Below are 17321 nucleotides of genomic sequence, written 5' to 3'. Positions count from 1 at the left end.
GAGATGAAAAGTTTCATTATTGCATGGAAAGATTTAAAAATCCGTTTAATTGATCGCCGCGGATTTATGATGATGTTAATTATGCCACTTGTATTAACGGCCATTTTAGGTTCAGCGTTAAGTAATGTATTTGATAGTGGTGGATTACCGAAAACAGTAATTGGCTATTATCAAGGGGGAACGGATGAGTTTGCAGATGTCTTTCAAAAAGATGTACTGCAATCTAAAGAAATAAAAGATGATGTGAAAGTAAATGTAGTTAACTCTCAGGAAGAGCTTGAAGATATGTTAAAGGAAAAGAAAATCGATGTAGGAATTGTCATCCCAAATAAATGGAGCGAACAAATACAAGATGGAAAATTAAAAGAACCAAAGGTGCTTATAGACCCATCAAAAGATATACAAGCGAAAATTGCCGAATCAATGATCCGCTCTTTTTCAGAACGTGTTCAAACAGTCGCAGTATCTACTAAAAGTGTTGTAACAGAATTAGCGAAATCTCAGCATGGTGATGTAGCACAAGTTGCAAAAGAAGTAAGTGGAAGTCTCCAGACGATAGCAACTGCAAGTGTGGATAACATCCAAAAAGGAACGATAGGTAAAAAAACAGTTGCAGCGATGCAATATTATGCAGCAGCAATGTTAGTCATGTTTTTACTATATAACATAACAGTAGGTGCAAAGTCAGTTGTAACAGAGCAACGAACTGAAACGTTGGCGCGTTTGTTCAGTACACCGACGAGCTCATTTTCAATTTTATTCGGGAAGTTTTTAGGTACATTACTATTTGCCTGTGTACAATTTGGAATATTTATAGTTGCTACACACTTTATGTTTCATGTGGAATGGGGCGAAGACGTGTCTCAAATAGTAGTGTTGGGGATTTCTTATGCAATTTGTGTTTCTGGTTTATCCATGTTAATTGCAGCCTTTATTCGTGAGGAAAAAACAGCAGATTTAATGGGGGGAATTGGTATTCAAATACTAGCTATATTAGGGGGATCAATGTTACCGATTTACGTATTTCCCGATACACTTCAAACAGTTGCGAATATTGCTCCGAATAAATGGGCACTTACGAGCTTCTTAAATATTATGTCGGGAACATCTTGGGATGTGCTATTCCCTGTCATTTTAAGTTTATGTAGTGCAGGAATTATCTCCGTTATGATTGGAACGTTACGTTTACGTACGAGATAGGAGGGGAAATGATGAAGAAGGTTTGGGCGCTTTGTTGGCTAGAATTAAAACAAATTTTAATTAAGCCACAAAGTTATATACTCATGTTTGGAATGCCTATTATTTTCACACTCATTTTCGGTGGACTTTTAGGCGGAAGTGGGAATGAGAAAGTAAATGTTAGTTTAGTAGATAAAGATGGTTCTGTATTATCTGGCAAGTATTATGAGGAAATAAAGAAAAGTGATTTAATTTCTATAGAAAAGGTAACGTATAGGGAAGGGACACAGAGGATCGAAGACAAGAAATCATCTGGTATAATCATCATTCCGAAAGATTTTCAAAAGAGTATGCTAGATGGAAAAGTAGAAAATATTCAATTTCAAGCCAGTGCTGATTTTACGGGTGGAACTTCTGTAGAGCAAGTATTAGCAAGTGCATTAAAAAAGATGGAGATAGAAGTTAGTGCAGCAAGAGATTTTGAGAAGAAAAGTAACACTTCGTGGGAAACGATGTATGAAACAATTTATACAAAAATAGATCCTGTTTCGATTCAAAAAGAATCGATTTTACACGATGATCAAAAGTTAAATAACGTTACAGGGCGAGCTACAGGTTTTTCAATTCTATTCGTCATGATTGTCATGTTAAGTGCGACGGGAACTATTTTGAAAGCTAGACAACTTGGTGTTTGGTCTCGTTTATTAGGGGCACCAGTTTCAAAAATTCAAATACTAGCAGGATATATCCTTTCCTTCTTTTTAATAGGGTGGATTCAATTTGGTGTTTTAATGATATTAACGCATTCATTATTTGATGTGCAGTGGGGAAATTTATTAGGGGTTATTACACTCGTTTCAGTATTACTATTAGCGGTTATTGGTCTAGCTTTATTATTGGCAAGTATCGTGAAAACAGCAGAACAGCAGTCCGCACTAGGGAATATTGTTGTGATTTCAACGTGCATGATCAGTGGTCTTTATTGGCCGGTCGAAATTGAACCAGTGTGGATGCAAACGGCAGCAAACTTTGTTCCGCAAACTTGGGCGATGCGTGGCTTTACGGAGTTAATTGTAAGGGGAGGTACATTAGCAGATATAGGAGGATATATTGGTATACTCATTTTATTTGCGGGAGTATTTTTCGTAATTGGTTTAACAAGAATACGTTATGACTGAAAAAAGAAAGCAGAGTTCACAGCTTTACGCGCTGAACTCTGCTTTCTTTTTGTGTGGCATCTTCTCTCGTTGAAATTATAATAGCGATCCCGAGCATAATAAAAAAAGCTAAAAAGAGGACGAACTTTGGGAAGAAAGGGAATAGTAATAACGCCCCGACTATTATGATTGTTAATAGCATATAGTGCAGGACATATTGGAATAGGTTGTCCATATTTTCGCCCCCTTTTTGGTAGTTGATTGTTATTATTCTATGCGTGGCTATTAGGTAATAGAATGAATTTTTTACTAAGTTTATCTAAATTAAAGATTGATCAATAATTTTGAAGAAATTATTGGAAATATTTATATAGAAAGAATTGACAAAATATACTGAAAGATATAAGCTAATAACCATAAAGTCTACCGGAAAGGTCGGAATAAGATTGTTACCCCTCAAAAAAACATCTATTTTTTATAATTAAAACCGACTTTTCCGATTGGCTATAAAATGTTGCTGTGGGAGGCATACATAAGGCAAGCAGTTCATAAGGTGTAATTATTAAAAAAAAGTTAGGGTGGGGACAATGAAGAAAAAGACAAAAAAATGGGCTGGTGTATTTTCGGTATTACTGAGTAGTTCGCTTGTGTTATCTGCTTGTGGGGGACAGGAAGATACGGCTTCTACAGAACCAGTAAAAAAACAGGATTTGAAAGATTCTAAGATTGAAACAATTCCAGCTACAGATAAGAAGAAAAGTCCAGAAAAAGCAAATCAGCGGAAGGATACTTTTATTACGGCTATTTCTAAGCCGGGGGGAGTTTTCTTACCATATTTCCAAGAGAATGGTTGGGATGGAAACGTAACGTCTGTTATTTTTGCATCATTAGTAACAACAGACAAACAAGGTAAACCTACTCCAGACCTTGCAGAAAAATGGGATATTTCTGCTGATCAGTTAACATACACATTCCATTTACGTAAAGATTTAAAGTTTAGTGATGGTTCACCTTTAACAGCGGATGATGTAGCATTCACATTAACACTACTCCATGATAAAGCATATGAAGGTGGGGTGGATATTGCTCAGTACGCCATTAAAGGTGGGAAAGAATATAAAGAAGGCAAAGCAACTTCTATTGAAGGAGTTCAAGTTGTTAATCCACAAACAATTAAAATTATAACTGAAAAAGTTAATTCTCAGGCACTAACTGCTTTAGGTGGGTCAGTGTTATCAAAAGCTTATTATGGAAAAGATTATAAACAAAATACAAGTTTAGACTATTTAAAAGCGTTATATGGGCAACCAATTGCTGCGGGACCATATAAATTTGAGAAATATGTTCCAGGTCAAGAAGTTCGCTTTGTTGCCAATGAACATTATTATGCAGGAAAACCGAAAATCAAAAACTTTATTTACAAAATAACATCAGGTGATACTGGATTCCAATTATTCCAAACAGGTGAACTAGATTATAGTGGATTTAGAGCAAATCCTGAAAATATAGAACAATTAAAAGGATTAGGTTTTGCGAACATTAATCTCGAGTCTTCTAGTGATATCGCTTATATTTATGTGAATAATAAGAAGCCATATTTGAAAGATAAGAAAGTCCGCCAAGCACTTACTTATGGGTTAGATCGTAAGAAGTACGTTGATACAGCTTTACAAGGATATGGTTCTGTTGCTAACGTACCAATTGCTCCAGTTTCGTGGGCATATACGGAAGAAGGAATTAATAAATATCCATACGACGTAGAAAAGGCTAAAAAATTATTGGATGAAGCTGGTTGGAAAGTAGGTTCCGACGGGGTTCGTGAAAAAGATGGTCAAAAATTAAAATTAACATACTACGCATCAAATACAGGAAAAACAAATGATATCTTTATTCCAATTGCAAAAGAAAGCTACAAAGCAATCGGTGTTGAAATAAATCCAGAGCTAATGGACTTTAATACGATGCTTTCGAAAGTGGGAAAAGGTGACTATGATTTAGCAGCGGTTTCAACACCAGGAATTAGTGATCCAAGTGAAGTTGTAAGTGACTACTTATCAACTAACCCAAAAAGTGATACAGGTTATAGTAATCCGAAAGTTGATGAATTAATTGTAAAAGGCATAGAGACGACAGATATTGAAAAACGTAAAGCAGTTTATAAAGAACTGTATAAAGAGTTAAGCGATGATCCACCGGTTATTTTACTAAACTATCGTAAACTACTTTACGCTCACAATGCACGTATACAAGGCATCAATCCAGAAAAATATGATGGTATTAGTTCTAACTTACCAGTGCTATCAGTTGAAAAATAAAGATTAACTGAAATAATAGAGGACATTTTTTCATACAGCAAGAAATAAACGCTGCTTTGAAAAAATGTTCTTCTATTTTTAAGTAAATAGGATTGGGGAGACAAAAGTTGAAAACATACATCATTCGTAGGTTTCTACAAATGATTCCTACATTGTTTGGTACGTCCATTATTATCTTTTTCTTATTTGCACTCTTGCCAGGTGATTATATTGATTCGAATCCAAAGTTAACACCAGAGAGAGCTCAAGAATTAAGGGAACTGTATGGTTTAAATAAGCCGATTATTGAAAGGTACTTTCATTGGTTAGTTAACGCATTGCATGGTGATTTTGGCTTCTCTTTACAATATCAGGAGTCAGTAACATCATTACTTAATAAGTTCATTTGGAATACATTTATCGTTGCTGTTGCAGCTTTATTTTTCACTTGGATTATTGCTCTTATAATTGGTGTTGTTTCAGCAACAAAACAGCATTCATGGTTTGATAGACTTGTAACAATTGGTGTTTTTGCTGCAATGTCATTTCCATCATTTTTTATAGGATTGTTCTTAATTAAATTATTAGCGGTTGATTTGAATTTATTACCAATTGGCGGCATGATTGATATTGGAAGTAATTCGACAGGTATTACATACATATTGGAAGTATTACGTCATATGATTCTGCCTGTATTTATTTTAACGCTTCTCGGTGTAGGGTCATTAACAAGATACTTTAGAACGGGCATGCTGGATGTTGTAAGACAAGACTATATTCGTACTGCACGTGCAAAAGGATTAAAAGAACGAACGGTTATTTATAAACATGCATTGAAAAATGCAATTTTGCCAGCAATTACATTACTCGCTTTTGAATTACCAGGTTTATTCTCAGGAGCTATTATTATTGAACAGATTTTTAACTGGCCAGGGATCGGGAGTATTCAATTAGAAGCATTAAACTTCCGTGATTATACGGTATTAATGGCATTTACGATGTTCCTTTCATGTTTAACAATTATGGCAAATTTCTTTGCGGATATTGTGTATGCGCTTGTTGATCCACGAATTCGACTGAAGTAAGGGGGGAAAGATATGGAGACTATTACAACAACAATAAAGAAAAAGAAGGAACAGAAAAAAAGAAATGAATCATCACCGTGGCGCCAAGCGTATAGAAAAATAAAGAAAAATAAGATGGCGTTGTTCGGATTATACGTTTTAATATTTATGTTTTTATTTAGTTTTATCGGTCCATTCTTTTCACCGTATGCTGAGGGGAAAGTGCAAGTAACACAAATTAATAAACCACCCAGCCTGTCACATTGGCTCGGAACAGATCAGTTGGGACGGGATATTTTAACTAGACTTATGCAAGCAGGACGTATTTCATTAACAATTGGTTTAGCATCAATGTTACTATCCGTTATACTTGGTGCCCTGTTAGGAGCCATTGCTGGTTTTTATCGAGGAATTGTGGATCATCTAATTATGCGTGTTGCAGATGTGTTAATGTCCATTCCAGGATTACCGCTACTTATTATAATGGGAGCAATTTTATCAGAATGGAAATTACCATCAGAATACCGGCTATATGTTGTAATGATTATTTTAAGTTTAGTAGGATGGCCAGGACTTGCTCGTCTTGTGAGAGGACAAATTTTAACATTGCGGGAGCAAGCATTTATGCAAGCGGCGGATGTATTAGGGTTAAAGGATTCTCGGAAAATTATTCATCATTTAATTCCTAATGTCTTTCCGTTACTTATTGTGGTGGCAACTTTGGGTGTGGCTGGATCTATTTTAAGTGAGTCCGCACTAAGCTACTTAGGTCTCGGGGTCGTCCCGCCTACACCATCGTGGGGAAATATGATTAGTGCAGCAAACTCATTAATCGATTTCCAAAAGCGTCCGTGGTTATGGATTCCGCCCGGTTTTACAATCTTTATAACAGTTGTATCAATTAATTTACTTGGCGATGCACTTCGTGATGCATTAGATCCAAAGATGAAGCGGTAGGTGAGGAAGCATGAGTAAAGCAGTAGTAGAGCTAAAGGATTTACAAACACACTTTCAGACGGAAGAAGGTACAGTAAAGGCTGTCAATCATGTTAGCTTTTCAGTTCGAGAAGGTGAAACAGTTTGTGTAGTAGGCGAATCGGGCTGCGGGAAGAGTGTAACTGCGCTATCTATTATGGGACTTATTGCTGAATCAGGCAGTGTAGTAGGTGGAGATATTTTATATGAAGGAAGAAGTCTTTTAGGTATGAAAGAGAAAGAGCTTCGTAGTTTACGAGGCAATGACATTGCGATGATTTTCCAAGAACCGATGACATCGCTAAATCCGGTCTTCACTGTAGGAGAACAAATTGTAGAAACGTTAAGAGAGCATGAATTACTTAGTAAAAATGAAGCGTATAAGAAGGCAATCGAATTAATTCGTAAAGTTGGTATAGCTCGCGCGGATGAAATTGTCCATTCGTATCCACACGAGCTAAGCGGTGGCATGTTACAACGTATTATGATTGCTGTTGCACTAAGCTGTAACCCTAAGTTATTAATTGCAGATGAACCGACAACTGCTCTTGATGTTACGATTCAAGCTCAAATATTAGATTTACTAAGACAAGTAAAAGAGGAATTTAAAACATCGATTTTATTAATTACACATGATCTAGGTGTTGTAGCGGAAATGGCGGATTACGTTGTTGTTATGTATGGCGGAAAAGTTATTGAAGAAGCTCCGGTACTAGAGATATTCCAAAATCCGAAACATCCGTATACGAAAGGTTTGTTGAAATCAAAACCGGTAATGGGAAAACGAATAGATAAACTATATTCTATCCCAGGGCAAGTTCCGAATTTAGTTGGCTTAGGTGAATTTTGCTATTTTAGCGGTCGTTGTGAGCATTGTATGGAAATATGTAAAGAAGAAGCACCAAATCTAAATATAAATGATGAGAATCATAAAGTAGCTTGCTGGTTATATGAGGAGCGTGCGGAGTAATGAGTGAACCATTATTAGAAGTGAAAAACTTAAAAACGTATTTTCCAATTAAAGGCGGCATATTTAGTAGAACGATTGGACATGTAAAAGCAGTTGATGGAGTAAGTTTTACTATTAATAAAGGTGAAGTATTCGGCCTTGTTGGAGAATCAGGAAGTGGAAAAACAACGATAGGAAAAACAATTTTACGTCTCGTCCAAAAAACGGAGGGGGAAGTGAAATTTAAAGGGCACGATGTTCATTCCTTATCCAAGGAGGAATTGAGAAAGCATCGTCCTAATATGCAGCTTGTGTTCCAAGATCCATTTAGCTCATTAAATCCAAGAATGAGAATTGGAGAAGCGCTTGGTGAGCCAATGTTGGCTCACGGGCTAGCGACGAAAGAAAATGTCCGTGAAAAGGTGATAGAAGTATTGGAGTTATGTGGTTTAGCGCCGTATCATATTGACCGGTACCCTCATGAGTTTTCCGGTGGGCAACGTCAACGTATCGTTATTGCAAGGGCAATGGTATTAGATCCAGAATTTATTGTGGCTGATGAGCCTGTTGCGGCATTAGATGTATCTATTCAAGCGCAAATCATTAATTTGTTTAGTGAATTACAGGAGAAAAAGGGATTGTCCTATTTATTCATTTCACATGATTTAAGTGTTGTGGAGCACTTATGTACGAAAATTGGAATTATGTATTTAGGAACTATTGTGGAAACAGCGCCACGTGATGAGTTATTTGCGAATCCACTTCATCCGTATACAAAAGCTTTGTTATCGGCTGTACCAATACCAGATCCAACAGTGAAGCGAGAGCGAATTATACTAGAGGGTGATATTCCAAGTCCAGCGAATCCACCTTCAGGTTGTCGCTTTCATACACGTTGTCCGTTTGCGACAGATGTTTGTAAAAAAACAGTACCAGAATTTCGTAATGTTGGTGAAGAGCACTTTGTTGCTTGTCATCATGTATAAAAAAAGGACTCTTTCAAATTGAAAGAGTCCTTTTTTTACCCCGCATTAACTGCCCGTAAAAGCCCGATTGGTTCAACTAATAATCAGAGGGGAACCCCACGTCTGATTAAAGTTTCACTTTATTTACTAGATGAAGTTTGTTTTAATACGAATTGCTCGATTGCATGAGCAACACCATGTTCATTGTTTGTTAATGTTACAACGTCACATAGTTTTTTTACATCTTCTTCAGCGTTCCCCATTGCAACAGATAAACCAGCAACTTCTAACATTGGTACATCATTAAAATTATCACCGATAGCAACAGTATCTTCAATTGGTATATTGAAATAAGCTGCCATTTCTTGCAAACCATTGCCTTTATGGCCATGCTTATCCATAATTTCTACATTAGTAGGAGCTGATGCCGTAACTGAAATGTCCGTATCTTCTTGTAAAGTTTGTAATAGCTGTGAACGATGAGCAGCATTAAATGTTAAAATGAAGAATTTAGATATTTCTAATTCTGGATTATTTACGACATCTTCTATTTTTTGGAAATCAGTAATTAAGTTAGATTTCTTTTGTTTTTCTGTAATTCTTTCAAGTTCCTCAAGTGTAACATCTAGTGTATGTTTATTTTCTTCGAATGCCTGCATGACTTGACCTTGCCATGTATAAGGAGAATAAACCCCTTTATTTGTGTACAACTTATATGGGAAACCTTCAGATTCTAGTAATTTTGCAAGCTTGTATACTTTATCATTTTGTAAACAACGCGAGTTAATTACTTTTCCGTCCACATAAACAATTGCCCCATTGCTTGCTCCAACTGGAAGAGATAGTTTATATTCTTCCAATAATTTCAAAGCATCCTCTTTCGCGCGGCCAGAACAAATCATTACAATATGACCAGCCTCTTTTGCGGTTTGGATAGCTTGTAAGTTCTCTTTGGAGATTTCAAGATTAGATGATAGTAGTGTACCATCCATATCTAGTGCGATTAATTTCAAAATGACCACCTCTTTGTTTCCATTATACATAGTTATATAGAGGAAACATATAAACTTATCTTGGAAAGATAGTATTTTATCCCGCATTAATTTCTAGTAAAAGTGCGATTGGTGAGGGGAATAATTAGTAGGGAATGGAACTCTCGTTGATTAAAGTTTCACTTTGGTTTTTAACAAAATAGAGATGAATAATATTATATTTCGCTTTATGACCTTAATGTTACACTAGTGTTACAAATGTGATTGTAGTAGAAAACGCATTAAAACAAGGTTTTTGAGTGTTTATTTAAAAAAACGTAAAAAAAGTGTAATAAAATTTACGTAATTATATTGCAACGTAATAATAGTTATGTTACATTAGTGTTACAAACGTTACGTAATTAATTTCAATGTAACGTTAACATGAAAACTATGAACTAATCATTTCTTAGTAATTACATATAGATAACTTATAAAAAAGGAGAATGAATGATATGAACAACGAGCAAGTATTAAACGTAACAAAAGGTGACTTCTTAGGATCAGCAAGCGGAGCAGTAGTATTAACAGCATTAATCGTATTTCTTTCAAGCGTATTAGTATAATAGAAGTTTTGTAACAAAAATAAGAGAAGGGAGAATGAAAATTATGAACAACGAGCAAGTATTAAAAGTGACAAAAGGTGACTTCGTAGGATCAGCAAGTGGAGCGGTAGTATTAACAGCATTAATCGTATTTCTATCAAGCGTATTAGTATAATAGAAGTTTTGTAACAAAAGATAAATGAAGGGAGAATGAAAGATATGAAAGAGCAAGTATTACAAGTAACAAAAGGTGACTTCGTAGGATCAGCAAGTGGAGCGGTAGTATTAACAGCATTAATCGTATTTCTATCAAGCGTATTAGTATAATAGAAGTTTTGTAACAAAAGATAAATGAAGGGAGAATGAAAGATATGAAAGAGCAAGTATTACAAGTAACAAAAGGTGATTTCTTAGGATCAGCAAGCGGAGCAGTAGTATTAACAGCATTAATCGTATTTCTATCAAGCGTATTAGTATAATAAAAGTTTTAAATTGTACAAAATGAAAGGAGAATGAGGAATATGAACAGTGAACAAGTGTTACAAGTAACAAAAACAGATTTATTAGGATCATTAGGCGGAGCGGTAATATTAACATCATTTATTCTATTCCTTGCAAATATATTAGTATGAAAAATATAAATACAATCATTCAAAAAAAATAAAGACTCTAACGTATTAGTAAGTAGTTAATATGTTGGAGTCTTTTTTGTTTTCCTCTCATATATACCTTCAAGTATTAATATTTTCCCCTTACTTTAAAGAGAAAAAAGTCGAATTTTATATGTAAGAAAAAAAGAGGAATTTGACAGAAAAGATAGAAAATTTTAAAGGTCGGAAATTGTTAGCTTGCTAACTAATTTCTATTAATTGATGTTGGAAGCGTTTTCGGTTGGTTTTAAGTATGGACCATTTAATCTATTTACAGGGGGATGAAGATATTATGAAACAAAAATCTATGGATACGCTAGCTGCACAAATGGAGGACTTTTTTCCGGTACGTGATGTAGATCATTTGGAACTTTACGTAGGGAATGCAAAGCAATCAAGTTATTATCTTGCGAGAGCGTTTGGATTCAAAATTGTAGCTTATTCTGGATTAGAAACAGGAAACCGTGAAAAGGTATCTTATGTTCTTGTGCAAAAAAATATGCGTTTTGTTGTGTCTGGAGCTTTAAGTAGCGATAGCCGTATTGCAGATTTTGTAAAGACTCATGGTGATGGAGTGAAGGATGTGGCTTTACTTGTTGATGATGTTGATAAAGCATACTCTGAAGCTGTAAAACGTGGCGCTGTTGCGATTGCTCCTCCTGAAGAGTTAACAGATGAGGAAGGTACCTTGAAGAAAGCGGTTATTGGTACGTATGGTGATACAATTCATACGCTTGTAGAGCGTAAAAATTATAAAGGAACATTCATGCCAGGATTTCAAAAGGTAGAGTTCAATATTCCATTTGAAGAATCCGGTTTAATTGCTGTAGACCATGTCGTTGGTAACGTTGAGAAAATGGAAGAATGGGTTAGTTATTATGAGAACGTCATGGGATTTAAACAAATGATTCACTTTGATGATGACGATATTAGCACAGAGTATTCGGCATTAATGTCAAAAGTTATGACGAATGGAAGCCGTATTAAGTTTCCAATTAATGAACCAGCAGACGGAAAAAGAAAGTCACAAATTCAAGAATATCTAGAGTTCTATAACGGAGCGGGTGTACAGCATCTTGCTTTATTAACAAGTGACATTGTAAAAACAATTGAAGTGCTTCGTGCGAATGGCGTGGAGTTTTTAGATACGCCAGATACGTATTACGATGAGTTAACTGCACGAGTGGGGAAAATTGATGAAGAAATTGATAGATTAAAAGAATTGAAGATTCTAGTAGACCGTGACGAAGAAGGTTATTTATTACAAATCTTTACGAAACCAATTGTAGATCGTCCAACTCTATTTATTGAAATCATCCAACGTAAAGGTTCTCGTGGATTTGGCGAAGGGAACTTTAAAGCGTTATTCGAATCAATTGAAAGAGAACAAGAGCGTCGCGGAAATTTATAAAATTTGTATCCACCAGCAAGAGTTCCTTTGTTGGTGGAAATTTCATTTTCATAGGGAGGAATCACGATGAAATTTGTTACATTTCGTCTCCCATCGAAAGAAATGCGAGCTGGATGGCTTGAAGGTGACAAAGTAATCGATATGAATCTTGCGAGTAATGGACAATTACCTTCTTCTATGTTCGCCTTTTTAGAGAAAGCAGATGAGTATGTAGAAGTATTGCGTAATATTAAGAATCCTGAAAAGGGTATATATTCCTTAGAGGAAGTTCAATTAGCAGCGGCAATTCCTAATCCGAGTAGCATTCGAGATTTTTATGCATTTGAGCAGCATGTAAAAACAGCTCGCGGACGAAGAGGGCTAAATGTTGTACCTGAATGGTATGATATCCCGGTTTTTTATTTTACGAACCACCGTGCTGTTATTGGACCAGATGATTTTGTTATTGGTCCGAAGAAGTCTAAAAAGCTTGATTATGAGTTAGAGATTGCTTGCGTAATTGGGAAAGAAGGACGAAACATTTCTCGTGAACAAGCAGAGGAATATATTTTTGGTTACTGCATTATGAACGACTGGAGTGCAAGGGACTTACAAGCAACAGAAATGAAAGTGGGACTCGGTCCAGCGAAAGGAAAAGATTTTGCAACTTCATTAGGAGCGTATCTCGTTACGAAAGAGGAATTAGACGTTTATCGTAACGGTGATCGTTATGATTTAGAGATGACTGCTCATGTAAATGGGAAGATATTATCAAAGGGAAACTTCCAAGATATTTACTATACATTTGCTGAAATGATTGAACGTGCTTCGGAAGACGTTACGTTATATCCAGGAGATGTGATTGGTTCTGGGACAGTAGGAACAGGATGTATTTTAGAACTTGGTACAGAAGAGTGGCTACAAGATGGAGATGTTGTAGAGCTGTCGATTACTGGTTTAGGTACGTTACGTAATACGGTCAAAAAAGACATGAAAGCAGGTGATGGGCATGTTTTATCGTCACATGGGGGAGCTACCTCATAAACGACATGTACAATTTCGTAAAAAAGATGGATCGCTTTATCGTGAGCAGGTAATGGGGACAAAAGGTTTCTCTGGTACCCAGTCTATTTTGTATCATCATTATATGCCAACAGAAGTAGGGCACGCGGCATTATCGCATTCTTGTCAGTTACAGTATGAAGAGGATGCCCTTCTTGCTCATCGCCACTTCCGTACGAAAGAAAATAAAAAAACTGGTGATGCAGTAAGCGGAAGAAACTTTATGCTTGGGAATGAGGATTTATTAATTGGAGTAGTGAGTCCAACAGAAAAAATGGATTATTTTTACCGTAATGGTGATGGCGATGAAATGTTATTTGTTCATTATGGAACAGGAAAAATTGAAACGATGTTTGGAACGATTCACTATAGAAAAGGTGATTATGTAACAATTCCAATTGGAACGATTTATCGTGTTATTCCAGATGAGGGCGAGACTAAGTTTCTTGTTGTAGAGGCAAATAGCCAAATTACAACACCAAGTCGCTATCGCAATGAATATGGGCAATTGTTAGAACATAGTCCGTTTTGTGAAAGAGATATGCGTGGACCGGAGAAATTGGAGACATATGATGAAAAAGGTGAGTTTGTCGTAATGACAAAGTCGAGAGGTTATATGCACAAGCATGTGTTAGGGCACCATCCGTTAGATGTTGTTGGGTGGGATGGTTATTTATATCCGTGGGTCTTTAATGTGGAGGATTTTGAACCAATTACAGGTCGTATTCATCAGCCACCACCAGTACATCAAACATTCGAAGGGCATAATTTCGTCATTTGCTCTTTCGTACCGCGTTTATACGATTATCATCCAGAATCTATTCCGGCACCATATTATCATAGTAATGTGAATAGTGATGAAGTACTGTACTATGTAGAAGGTAACTTTATGAGCCGAAAAGGTGTAGAAGAAGGTTCTATTACGCTTCATCCAAGCGGGATCCCGCATGGGCCACATCCAGGGAAAACAGAAGCGAGTATAGGGAAGAAAGAGACACTTGAACTGGCCGTTATGATAGATACATTCCGTCCGCTTCGTATTGTAAAACAAGCACATGAGACGGAAGATGAAAAATATATGTATAGCTGGATTGAAGAGGGTTCATATACTGTGAAATAAGTAAAAAGAGGCATGCTCACTACGGGAGCATGCCTCTTTTATGGAATCGACATGTATAATAATACCAAAAAAAGTTATAGAAAGATATATAGAAAGAGTGATAAAGATCGTGCATATTCAGAAGAATTTCTACTTATTTCGACAGGGATTGTTATGGCTGGATTTTGTGTTTGAAAATTTACATTTTTCTAATTATATATAATATAATTGTTGGGGAACTAAGGGGGGAATTTATGAAAAATACATGGCGTGAGTTAAGAGAGATGGATCGTAACGTATGGATTCGATTTATCGGTGAGACATTGAACGGAATTGCGATGATGATGTTAATGCCTTTTTTTGCACTATATTTAAAAGATAAGGTAGATTCTTTATTACAAGTTGGAATCATTATGGCGCTTTCTCCAATAGCTGCAAGTTTTGGTTCGCTTATAGGCGGAAGAATAGCTGATATATATGGAAGAAAGCCAATTATGATATTTTCAATGGCGAGTAATGCATTACTAATGCTCGGTTTTTTATTTATAGAAGGGTTTATTCCATATGCCATTTTATCTATTTTTTTAGGGTTAAGTAATTCGCTATTTCACCCAGCGGCATCAGCGATGGTTGCAGATGTGACGGCGCCAGAAAAAAGAACAGAAGCATATGGTTTATTGCGAATGGGACACAATATTGGTGCTGCAATTGGACCGATAATGGGAGCATCAGTAGTTGTTTTATCAAAGAACCTCGTGTTTATTATTGCTTCATCCGCTATGTTGTTTTATGCGCTACTAGTGTTAGTACTTATTAAAGAAACAATGCCAAAAATTACGGATATGACGGAAAAAAGTAAAGAGCAGGAATCCGGAGCAGTTTGGAAAATTTTAATGAGAGATAAGGCGTTAATGATTTATTTGTTAGCGGGGATCATTATTTCTATGGGGTTTTCTCAAACAGAAGGCATGTTACCGCTTCACTTTGATAACGAAATGAAGGATATTTTTGGAGTCAACAATCCATACCCATATTTAATGGCATTAAATGGTCTATTAGTTGTTTTATTTCAATTTCAAATTTCAAAATGGGCGACAGATAAACCTGTTGGAAAGACGATGTTATACGGTGCGTGTTTGTTCGGAATTGGTTTGTTTTTTATAGGATGGTTACCGAAGTGGTTTGGAGAATATGATACAAATGCTACAATTATTTTAATGACGTTAATGTTTGTTTATGCCATATATACGTTAGGCGAGATGATTATGTCGCCTGTACAGATGACGTTTGTAGCGAATTTGGCCCCTGAGCATTTGAGAGGAACCTATATGGGGGCGGCGAGTTTGCAGTGGATTACAGGAAGTGCATTCGGTCCACTTCTTGGTGGTTTTCTATTGGATCGTTTGCTTGGTCACTACTTATTTACAATTTTAAGTGTAGGGTGTGTAGTTGCAGGCTTTGTATATGTTTCTTTAGATCGTCTTGTTGAGCAGAGGCAAAAAGATACGCCTACAAAACAGTCTTCTTAATAAAATGAAACTTTAATCAGTGTTTTTTCATTCTCCACAAATGGTAGGGTAATATAGATGACATACACACAAAGTGGATTTCTACATATTTTAGGTACATAACTAGATTAGATAGCAATTTTGCTCTAAAGTTTAATTTTGTTTAGGTGTGTAGAAATTAAAGAGAAAAAGTGTAGAAAACCAATAAGTGGTGTCTTTTAATTATTTGTGGAAGTTACATTTTATTTCAAATAGGAACTACCTATTTTTATAAAAAGTGCTAAAATAGAAAAATGAAAACAATTGGTTAGGGTGATTTCAGTGACAAAAATTAAATTAGGTTTATTATACGGTGGAAAATCAGCTGAGCATCAAGTTTCGTTACAAACGGCTCTTGCTGCTATTAAAGCATTAAATCAAGATAAATTCGAGATTCATCCAATTTATATTACAGAACAAGGCCAATGGATGCGTGGAGAGCGTATTGAAGGCGAAGTAACAAATGTTGAGGCATTACAAATGAGTGGGGAAGAGAATACAATTTCTCCTGTATCATTAAGTACAGAAATTATCCCAACGGCAACTTCTAAACAAGAAGATGCAATTGATGTTATTTTCCCATTATTACATGGACCGAATGGCGAAGATGGAACAGTACAAGGGTTATTAGAATTACTAAACATTCCATATGTAGGTAACGGTGTATTAGCATCATCTGCTGGTATGGATAAAGTTGTTATGAAAAATATCTTTGCAGAAGCTGGATTGAAACAAGCGAAATATGCATCCTTCATTCGTAGCGCATGGGAAAAAGATCGTGAAACAGCGTATGAAAAAGTAGAAGAAGTATTAGGATATCCTTGCTTCGTAAAACCAGCAAACCTTGGTTCAAGTGTTGGTATTAATAAGTGTAATGATCGTGAAGAGCTTGAGAATGCATTCGAAGAGGCATTCCAATTTGACCGTAAAATTATTGTAGAAGAAAATATTGTAGGTCGTGAAGTAGAAGTTGGTGTATTAGGTAATGATGAGCCGAAATGTTCAGTTGTAGGTGAAATTGTACCGAAAAAAGATTTTTATGATTACAAATCGAAATACATCGATGGTGATACAGCGTTAATTATTCCAGCTGAAATGACAGAAGAAGAGTCTAATGTAATTAAGCGAGATGCAATTATCGCATTCCAATCATTAGATGGTTCGGGCTTAACACGAGCTGATTTCTTCTTAACGAAAGATGGAGAAGTATATATTAACGAAGTAAACACAATGCCAGGATTCACGCCGTTTAGTATGTTCCCTCTATTATGGCAACATACAGGGTTACCGTATCCGGAATTAATTGAAGAGCTAATTCGCTTAGCGATTGAGCGTCACGAAGAAAAACAAAAAATTAAATATACAATCTAACAAAAAAGGAGGAAGCACTATTCGAAGGAATAGTGCTTCCTCT

The 17321-nt window shown here is 35.9% G+C and carries 19 protein-coding genes; 17 read left to right on the top strand and 2 right to left on the bottom strand.

Translation table 11 applies throughout. The features are described from left to right. The first annotated feature begins 3 nt into the window (after window positions 1-3). Window positions 4-1200 carry an ABC transporter permease gene (locus JFU20_RS13930; protein ID WP_002009881.1) on the top strand — a complete coding sequence of 399 codons (1197 nt, stop codon included), beginning with the start codon at window positions 4-6 and terminating at the stop codon, window positions 1198-1200. A gap of 11 nt (window positions 1201-1211) precedes the next feature. Next, a complete protein-coding gene (locus tag JFU20_RS13925; protein WP_002167137.1) occupies window positions 1212-2357 on the top strand; it encodes an ABC transporter permease in 1146 nt (381 codons plus the stop codon). 16 nt (window positions 2358-2373) lie between these two features. Here the strand turns inward: JFU20_RS13925 and JFU20_RS13920 are convergent, their stop codons facing one another. Continuing rightward, on the bottom strand, window positions 2374-2571 hold the full coding sequence (locus JFU20_RS13920) for a hypothetical protein (RefSeq protein WP_002167136.1): 198 nt from the start codon (window positions 2569-2571) through the stop codon (window positions 2374-2376). A gap of 352 nt (window positions 2572-2923) precedes the next feature. Between JFU20_RS13920 and JFU20_RS13915 the strand changes: the two genes are divergently transcribed. The 5 genes from JFU20_RS13915 (at window position 2924) to JFU20_RS13895 (ending at window position 8604) form a co-directional block, all read left to right on the top strand. Further along, complete coding sequence (locus tag JFU20_RS13915; protein ID WP_002151363.1) at window positions 2924-4651, top strand: ABC transporter substrate-binding protein; 1728 nt, start codon at window positions 2924-2926, stop codon at window positions 4649-4651. A gap of 107 nt (window positions 4652-4758) precedes the next feature. Continuing rightward, complete coding sequence (locus tag JFU20_RS13910; RefSeq protein WP_002167135.1) at window positions 4759-5715, top strand: ABC transporter permease; 957 nt, start codon at window positions 4759-4761, stop codon at window positions 5713-5715. 12 nt (window positions 5716-5727) lie between these two features. Then, window positions 5728-6651 (top strand): oligopeptide ABC transporter permease, encoded by a 924-nt coding sequence (gene opp4C, locus JFU20_RS13905; protein WP_002009873.1) that lies wholly within the window; start codon window positions 5728-5730, stop codon window positions 6649-6651. A gap of 10 nt (window positions 6652-6661) precedes the next feature. Further along, window positions 6662-7639, top strand: a complete 978-nt coding sequence (locus JFU20_RS13900; RefSeq protein WP_002009871.1) for an ABC transporter ATP-binding protein — start codon at window positions 6662-6664, stop codon at window positions 7637-7639. Beyond that, entirely contained in the window at window positions 7639-8604 is a 966-nt protein-coding gene (locus JFU20_RS13895; RefSeq protein ID WP_002009869.1) for an ABC transporter ATP-binding protein, read from the top strand. Before JFU20_RS13900 ends, JFU20_RS13895 begins: the two co-directional genes overlap by 1 nt. Window positions 8605-8723: 119 nt before the next feature. Here the strand turns inward: JFU20_RS13895 and JFU20_RS13890 are convergent, their stop codons facing one another. Further along, a complete protein-coding gene (locus JFU20_RS13890; RefSeq protein ID WP_002151373.1) occupies window positions 8724-9596 on the bottom strand; it encodes a Cof-type HAD-IIB family hydrolase in 873 nt (290 codons plus the stop codon). Between the two features lie 464 nt (window positions 9597-10060). On the opposite strand from JFU20_RS13890, the gene JFU20_RS13885 reads away from it, so the two are divergent. The 10 genes from JFU20_RS13885 to JFU20_RS13840 all read left to right on the top strand — a co-directional run bounded on the left by JFU20_RS13885 (window position 10061) and on the right by JFU20_RS13840 (window position 17278). Continuing rightward, a complete protein-coding gene (locus tag JFU20_RS13885) occupies window positions 10061-10180 on the top strand; it encodes a DUF3948 family protein (RefSeq protein WP_002009865.1) in 120 nt (39 codons plus the stop codon). Window positions 10181-10223: 43 nt separating this feature from the next. Then, window positions 10224-10334, top strand: coding sequence for a DUF3948 family protein (locus JFU20_RS13880; protein WP_002169299.1), 111 nt, complete (start codon window positions 10224-10226; stop codon window positions 10332-10334). A 35-nt stretch (window positions 10335-10369) separates the two neighbouring features. Then, window positions 10370-10486 carry a DUF3948 family protein gene (locus tag JFU20_RS13875; RefSeq protein WP_000654250.1) on the top strand — a complete coding sequence of 39 codons (117 nt, stop codon included), beginning with the start codon at window positions 10370-10372 and terminating at the stop codon, window positions 10484-10486. Between the two features lie 35 nt (window positions 10487-10521). Continuing rightward, window positions 10522-10638, top strand: coding sequence for a DUF3948 family protein (locus tag JFU20_RS13870; protein ID WP_002029425.1), 117 nt, complete (start codon window positions 10522-10524; stop codon window positions 10636-10638). Between the two features lie 42 nt (window positions 10639-10680). Then, entirely contained in the window at window positions 10681-10791 is a 111-nt protein-coding gene (locus JFU20_RS13865; RefSeq protein WP_001083697.1) for a DUF3948 family protein, read from the top strand. A 310-nt stretch (window positions 10792-11101) separates the two neighbouring features. Then, window positions 11102-12220 (top strand): 4-hydroxyphenylpyruvate dioxygenase, encoded by a 1119-nt coding sequence (gene hppD / locus JFU20_RS13860; RefSeq protein ID WP_033715568.1) that lies wholly within the window; start codon window positions 11102-11104, stop codon window positions 12218-12220. Window positions 12221-12286: 66 nt separating this feature from the next. After that, window positions 12287-13243 (top strand): fumarylacetoacetate hydrolase family protein, encoded by a 957-nt coding sequence (locus tag JFU20_RS13855; protein WP_002009956.1) that lies wholly within the window; start codon window positions 12287-12289, stop codon window positions 13241-13243. Beyond that, window positions 13209-14381 (top strand): homogentisate 1,2-dioxygenase, encoded by a 1173-nt coding sequence (locus JFU20_RS13850; RefSeq protein ID WP_002140161.1) that lies wholly within the window; start codon window positions 13209-13211, stop codon window positions 14379-14381. Before JFU20_RS13855 ends, JFU20_RS13850 begins: the two co-directional genes overlap by 35 nt. A 233-nt stretch (window positions 14382-14614) precedes the next feature. Further along, window positions 14615-15889 (top strand): MDR family MFS transporter, encoded by a 1275-nt coding sequence (locus JFU20_RS13845; protein WP_002009960.1) that lies wholly within the window; start codon window positions 14615-14617, stop codon window positions 15887-15889. A gap of 300 nt (window positions 15890-16189) precedes the next feature. Then, a complete protein-coding gene (locus JFU20_RS13840; protein ID WP_002009961.1) occupies window positions 16190-17278 on the top strand; it encodes a D-alanine--D-alanine ligase in 1089 nt (362 codons plus the stop codon). Window positions 17279-17321 lie beyond the last annotated feature (43 nt).

This window comes from Bacillus sp. TH30 (assembly GCF_016650875.1).
In the GTDB taxonomy this organism is placed as follows: Bacteria; Bacillota; Bacilli; order Bacillales; family Bacillaceae_G; genus Bacillus_A; species Bacillus_A mycoides.
The sequence above is the reverse complement of the archived record's forward strand: the minus strand, read 5'-3'. Positions and strand labels throughout refer to the sequence as shown.

What these genes read in the sequence shown, in the direction of transcription:
- JFU20_RS13885 (WP_002009865.1), top strand. Translation starts at nt 10,061, where the DNA reads ATGAATGATATGAACAACGAGCAAGTATTAAACGTAACAAAAGGTGAC.
- JFU20_RS13930 (WP_002009881.1), top strand. Translation starts at nt 4, where the DNA reads ATGAAAAGTTTCATTATTGCATGGAAAGATTTAAAAATCCGTTTAATT.
- JFU20_RS13855 (WP_002009956.1), top strand. Translation starts at nt 12,287, where the DNA reads ATGAAATTTGTTACATTTCGTCTCCCATCGAAAGAAATGCGAGCTGGA.
- JFU20_RS13870 (WP_002029425.1), top strand. Translation starts at nt 10,522, where the DNA reads ATGAAAGATATGAAAGAGCAAGTATTACAAGTAACAAAAGGTGATTTC.
- hppD (WP_033715568.1), top strand. Translation starts at nt 11,102, where the DNA reads ATGAAACAAAAATCTATGGATACGCTAGCTGCACAAATGGAGGACTTT.
- JFU20_RS13925 (WP_002167137.1), top strand. Translation starts at nt 1,212, where the DNA reads ATGAAGAAGGTTTGGGCGCTTTGTTGGCTAGAATTAAAACAAATTTTA.
- JFU20_RS13845 (WP_002009960.1), top strand. Translation starts at nt 14,615, where the DNA reads ATGAAAAATACATGGCGTGAGTTAAGAGAGATGGATCGTAACGTATGG.
- opp4C (WP_002009873.1), top strand. Translation starts at nt 5,728, where the DNA reads ATGGAGACTATTACAACAACAATAAAGAAAAAGAAGGAACAGAAAAAA.
- JFU20_RS13915 (WP_002151363.1), top strand. Translation starts at nt 2,924, where the DNA reads ATGAAGAAAAAGACAAAAAAATGGGCTGGTGTATTTTCGGTATTACTG.
- JFU20_RS13900 (WP_002009871.1), top strand. Translation starts at nt 6,662, where the DNA reads ATGAGTAAAGCAGTAGTAGAGCTAAAGGATTTACAAACACACTTTCAG.
- JFU20_RS13920 (WP_002167136.1), bottom strand. Translation starts at nt 2,571, where the DNA reads ATGGACAACCTATTCCAATATGTCCTGCACTATATGCTATTAACAATC.
- JFU20_RS13880 (WP_002169299.1), top strand. Translation starts at nt 10,224, where the DNA reads ATGAACAACGAGCAAGTATTAAAAGTGACAAAAGGTGACTTCGTAGGA.
- JFU20_RS13850 (WP_002140161.1), top strand. Translation starts at nt 13,209, where the DNA reads ATGTTTTATCGTCACATGGGGGAGCTACCTCATAAACGACATGTACAA.
- JFU20_RS13895 (WP_002009869.1), top strand. Translation starts at nt 7,639, where the DNA reads ATGAGTGAACCATTATTAGAAGTGAAAAACTTAAAAACGTATTTTCCA.
- JFU20_RS13865 (WP_001083697.1), top strand. Translation starts at nt 10,681, where the DNA reads ATGAACAGTGAACAAGTGTTACAAGTAACAAAAACAGATTTATTAGGA.
- JFU20_RS13875 (WP_000654250.1), top strand. Translation starts at nt 10,370, where the DNA reads ATGAAAGATATGAAAGAGCAAGTATTACAAGTAACAAAAGGTGACTTC.